Below are 3,177 nucleotides of genomic sequence, written 5' to 3'. Positions count from 1 at the left end.
AATATGAGAACGGTTTGGGGGTTTTCACCACTGATAACCAAACCTTAATCAAAGTTAGTATCGAAGATATGAATGATCGCTATTTCCATGCGATCGCCAGACGTCTCGCCATCCATACCACTACTTCTGGGCGCTGAATGCTGAGTATTTAGACTTCACTCACAACTTTTAGCGTCTCTGAGCAAATTTACGGTACTGTTTTAATGGATGGTTAAAGATTTGTTAAGAACTCCCCAGCCATCTCTATAATCCCAGTGACTGACTACCAATTTTAGATTTTGAATTTTAGATTTTGGATTAGGGGCGTTGCTTCTAGTTCATATCTTGCTCTTACTAGGCAAAAAATCTAAAATAGCCATTCTAAAATCCCAAGCCGCATCTTTAGTACGGTGCGATCAATCCAAAATCGTCAATCTCAAATCCAAAATTGATTGACCCCCCCACCAGGAGCAAAGCTAGCATGATTTCTATTCATTCTGTCACTTCGGATGAATACCCCGATCAGACCAACAACCCAATCAATAGTCATGAAAATCAACCTGACAAGCCAGAAGAAGCTTGTGGTGTTTTTGGCATTTACGCCCCAGGAGAAAACGTTGCTAAACTGACCTACTTTGGATTGTATGCCCTCCAGCATCGGGGTCAAGAATCAGCTGGTATTGCCACCTTTGAGGGGACAAAGGTACATCTCCACAAAGACATGGGTTTGGTTTCTCAAGTTTTCAATGAATCTGTCTTGGATCAATTGCCCGGTAGTCTTGCTGTTGGTCACACTCGTTATTCCACCACAGGTTCTAGCCGCAAAGTTAATGCCCAACCCGCAGTACTAGAAACCCGTTTAGGTTCATTAGCTCTAGCACACAATGGTAATTTAGTCAATACTGTGCAACTACGTCAAGAGTTGCTTGAAAATAAATGTAACTTAGTCACAACAACAGACTCAGAAATGATCGCTTTTGCGATCGCCGAAGCCATAGATACGGGCGCTGATTGGCTAGAAGGTGGAATTCAGGCATTTCAACGTTGCCAAGGAGCCTTTAGTTTAGTTATTGGCACTCCCGTCGGCGTTATGGGTGTCCGTGACCCTAATGGAATCCGCCCCTTAGTAATTGGCACTTTGGCTGGTAATCCAGTCCGTTACGTTTTGGCTTCCGAGACTTGTGGTTTAGACATCATTGGAGCCGAATACCTGCGAGACGTAGAACCAGGTGAATTAGTTTGGATTACTGAAGAAGGTTTAGCTTCTTATCATTGGAGTAAAAAGTCCGAGCGGAAATTGTGTATCTTTGAAATGATTTACTTTGCCCGCCCTGATAGCGTCATGCACAACGAGAGTTTGTACAGCTATCGAATGCGATTAGGACACCAGCTAGCTAAAGAATCTTTTGTAGATGCCGATATTGTCTTCGGTGTTCCTGATTCTGGTATACCTGCTGCTATTGGATTTTCCCAAGCGTCTGGTGTCGCTTACGGCGAAGGACTGATTAAAAATCGCTATGTTGGGCGAACCTTCATTCAACCAACCCAAACCATGCGCGAATCGGGTCTGAGGATGAAACTTAATCCCCTCAAAGATGTGCTGGTAGGTAAACGAGTAATTATTGTAGACGACTCGATTGTACGGGGTACTACCAGCCGTAAACTAGTCAAAACCTTACGTGAAGCAGGTGCAGTAGAGGTACACATGCGAATTTCGTCTCCGCCTGTAACTCATCCCTGCTTCTATGGCATCGATACCGATTCTCAGGATCAGCTAATTGCTGCTACCAAGTCAGTGGAAGAAATTGCCAAGCAACTGGAAGTAGACAGCCTTGCCTATCTGAGTTGGGAAGGAATGTTAGAAGCCACACGAGAAGACACCAATAGTTTCTGTTCTGCCTGCTTCACCGGAGATTATCCCGTAACGATTCCTGAGCAAGTCAAGCGTTCTAAGCTGATCCTAGAAAAGGTAGTGGTGTAGGGATTGGGGTATTAGGCAGAAGAGGAGACAAGTCCGCACTCAGACTTTTCGCTCCTGCTCTTGAGAGGTTTTGAATTCTCCTCCTTCTCTAGTCTACGGTGTACATACAAGCCCTAAAAATGTCTGATTGGAGGCAGAGCAGAGTCCTCTAATCAGCCGCTCCCATGCTCTGCATGGAAACGAGAGACACTCCAGGCGATAACTCTCACCAAATCCGAATCAAGTTGATGAATGGGGCAAGACATCGCCCCATTTATTTTTACTAACTCAACTCAATTGTTCAAACTTAAATTTCCCTTTAATAAACTTGTTAAAGTATTGACCATCAGACGGTGCATTTTCTAAGCCTTCCTTTACACTAAGGGGTACTTTGAAATACTCATAAACACTTCCATTGTCAAATTCAATAGTTAGTGTTTGAGTTGTTGGATCATAACGAAATTCTTTAATCAGGCTGCTGGGAGGTTTGAGTAAGGGGAAGGCGATCGCATCCCGAATACTGGCACAATCAGTTAATAACATCACCAAGCGATCAATCCCAATCCCTAAACCACCTGTAGGCGGCATACCATATTCCAAAGCGGTGAGAAAGTCTTCATCTACACCTTGGGCTTCTAAGTCACCAGCAGCTTTCCGCGCCGCTTGTGCTTCTAAACGTTCTCTTTGATCGATAGGATCGGTAAGTTCTGAGAAACTATTCCCAGTTTCTCGCCCGACTATAAATAACTCAAATCGTTCTACCAAACCAGGCACAGAACGGTGAGGTTTTGCTAAGGGCGAAATTTCTACAGGGTAATCAATTACAAAGGTAGGTTGAATTAAATTTGCTTCTACCTTCTCTTCAAAGGCTAAATTTAGTAACTTACCAATTGATTGGGCTTCATCTGTACCAGGAATAGCAGCATTTTTACTTGCTGTTTTTGCTTCTTCTAAACTTTGGAACGAATTAAAATCCAAGCCCGTAAATTCTTTAACTAAATCGTGCATTGTCACCCGCCGCCAAGGTGGCGTCAAATTTATAGGTTCCCCTTGGTAGGTGATTTCCAATGTGCCGAGTACCTCTTGGGCAACAGTGGTAATAATCCCTTCAGTCAACGCCATCATATCGTTGTAGTCGGCGTAGGCTTGGTAAACTTCAATCGTCGTAAATTCGGGATTGTGTCGAGTCGAAATTCCCTCATTGCGGAAAACCCGCCCTAATTCAAACACCTTTTCAA

2 protein-coding genes are annotated in these 3,177 nt (G+C 43.8%); one reads left to right on the top strand and one right to left on the bottom strand.

Going from position 1 to position 3,177, the window contains the following annotated elements; genetic code table 11:
* Positions 1-460: 460 nt before the first annotated feature.
* Entirely contained in the window at positions 461-1,960 is a 1,500-nt protein-coding gene (gene purF, locus IQ229_RS20410) for an amidophosphoribosyltransferase (protein WP_194046866.1), read from the top strand.
* A 267-nt stretch (positions 1,961-2,227) separates the two neighbouring features.
* On the opposite strand, the gene IQ229_RS20405 is transcribed toward purF, so the two are convergent.
* The coding region (locus IQ229_RS20405) for an amino acid--tRNA ligase-related protein (RefSeq protein WP_194046864.1) at positions 2,228-3,177 on the bottom strand (950 nt) is incomplete at its 5' end.

The organism is Nostoc cf. edaphicum LEGE 07299, from assembly GCF_015207245.1.
GTDB lineage: Bacteria > Cyanobacteriota > Cyanobacteriia > Cyanobacteriales > Nostocaceae > Nostoc > Nostoc edaphicum_B.
The sequence above is the reverse complement of the archived record's forward strand: the minus strand, read 5'-3'. Positions and strand labels throughout refer to the sequence as shown.

Bases quoted from the DNA above. Each gene is read 5' to 3' on its own strand.
- purF (WP_194046866.1), top strand. From the start codon at position 461: ATGATTTCTATTCATTCTGTCACTTCGGATGAATACCCCGATCAGACC.